The sequence below is a fragment of the Pseudomonas sp. SJZ077 genome, assembly GCF_007993905.1.
GTDB lineage: Bacteria > Pseudomonadota > Gammaproteobacteria > Pseudomonadales > Pseudomonadaceae > Aquipseudomonas > Aquipseudomonas mandelii.
In genome coordinates, this window is sequence record NZ_VIUJ01000045.1 from 1 (window position 1) to 1686 (window position 1686).

The 1686-nt window shown below is 54.7% G+C and carries 1 protein-coding gene; it reads right to left on the reverse strand.

Going from position 1 to position 1686, the window contains the following annotated elements; all coding sequences use genetic code 11:
• Positions 1 to 178: 178 nt before the first annotated feature.
• Entirely contained in the window at positions 179 to 1615 is a 1437-nt protein-coding gene (locus FBY01_RS31430; RefSeq protein ID WP_145311120.1) for an IS1182 family transposase, read from the reverse strand.
• Between the last annotated feature and the right edge of the window lie 71 nt (positions 1616 to 1686).

The following is a 1686-nucleotide window of genomic DNA, read 5'->3' on the forward strand; positions in this document are numbered from 1 at the left end:
GGTCCAGGCTGTGTGAAAACGCGCTAAACACCTCGAAAACTGAGAGTCGCGAGGGTTGCCTATGGAATCAGCGGGCGGAAGCGCGAATTAGTTTAGTCAGTGACATAGAAGTTCGTAATGCCGTTTGGGCCGCGTCAGCGGCCCAAACGGCTACTCACGGACGATCAAGTAGCTGGGTTCACACCCTGATCGCCTCAAGCAGTCCTGCGATGCCGAAGATACTCATCATTCGTTTGAGGTTGTAGGCGAGCACATGAAGGCTCATCTCGGTGCTCACCCTCGGCAGGGTTTTGGTCAGGAAGTGGGTACTTCCCATCCAGAACTTGAGCGTTCCAAAAGGATGTTCAACGGTCTGTCGACGAACCCTCATCATCGCTGGATCATGTTCTAGCCGAACTTGCATCGCATCGACTACAGCCTCATGTTCCCAGCGTTTCACACGGCGCTCCTTACCCGTCGTACATTGCTTTTGCATTGAGCAGGACTGGCAGCCCGAGAAGTAGTAACAATGCAATAACATGCCGTCTTCCATCGACGAATGCCGCCTAGTTAGTAACTGCCCCGCAGGGCATCGATACTCGTCCGACGCCGCAAGATAGATGAAGTCCTGCTTACCAAATCGGCCTTCGGCTTTGCTGCCAGATGTGAGGGGTTTCGGTACGAAGGTAGTGATGCCAGCTTGCTCGCACGCAAGGATTTCCAGACCTTTGTAATAGCCTCGGTCGGCAACCACCGTTAGCGACTCCGCGCCGATCTCTTCACGCGCTTGGTTCGCCATATTGCTGAGCTGCGCCCGGTCATTACCAACGTTGGTCACCTCATGGGCAATGATCAGATGGTGTTTGTCGTCGACCGCTGTTTGTACGTTGTAGCCAACCGTTCCGGTGCCTCGACCGCTCGTGGCCATTGAGCGTGCATCTGGGTCTGTGAGGGAGATCTGCTGGTCTGGACTTTCGTGGAGCTGCGCCTCGATTTCCTTGAGTTTCTGCATCTGCTTTTTCAGTGTTTCTATCTTTTCTTTAAGCCGCTCTGCTTTGGCCTCGGCGACTTCGGGTGTTGCCCGATCCGCCGAATCCATCGCCGCCAGATATCGATCAATACTCTGCTCGATCTGCTGCATGCGTGCCTTCACTTTGCCCTGCGTGAAGTTACGGTCGCGGTTGTTCACGGCTTTGAATTTGCTGCCGTCGATGGCGATGATTGATTGGGAGAAGAGATTGAGGTTGCGGCAAAGTACTACGAATTGTCGGCAGACGCTGCGAATGGCTTTGCCATTGTCTTTGCGAAAGTCGGCAATGGTTTTGAAGTCCGGAGCCAAACGCCCCGTTAGCCACATCAACTCGACGTTGCGCTCGGCCTCACGCTCAAGCCGGCGGCTGGACTGAATCCGATTGAGGTAGCCGTAGATATAGATCTTCAGCAACACCGCTGGGCGGTAGGCCGGACGACCCGTTGCGGCAGGATCGACGCCCTCAAAACCAAGTGCGCCCAGGTCGAGTTCATCGACGAAAACATCGACCACGCGCACTGGATTTTCTTCGGCTACGTAATCGTCCAGACACTCCGGCAGCAAGGTGACTTGCGTCCGAGCCTCACCTTCAATAAATCGCTTCATGATCGCCCCCGCTACGATCTCGACGATCAGAAGATTAGACAATTGCAGGTGTTTTCACACAGCCTGGGTCG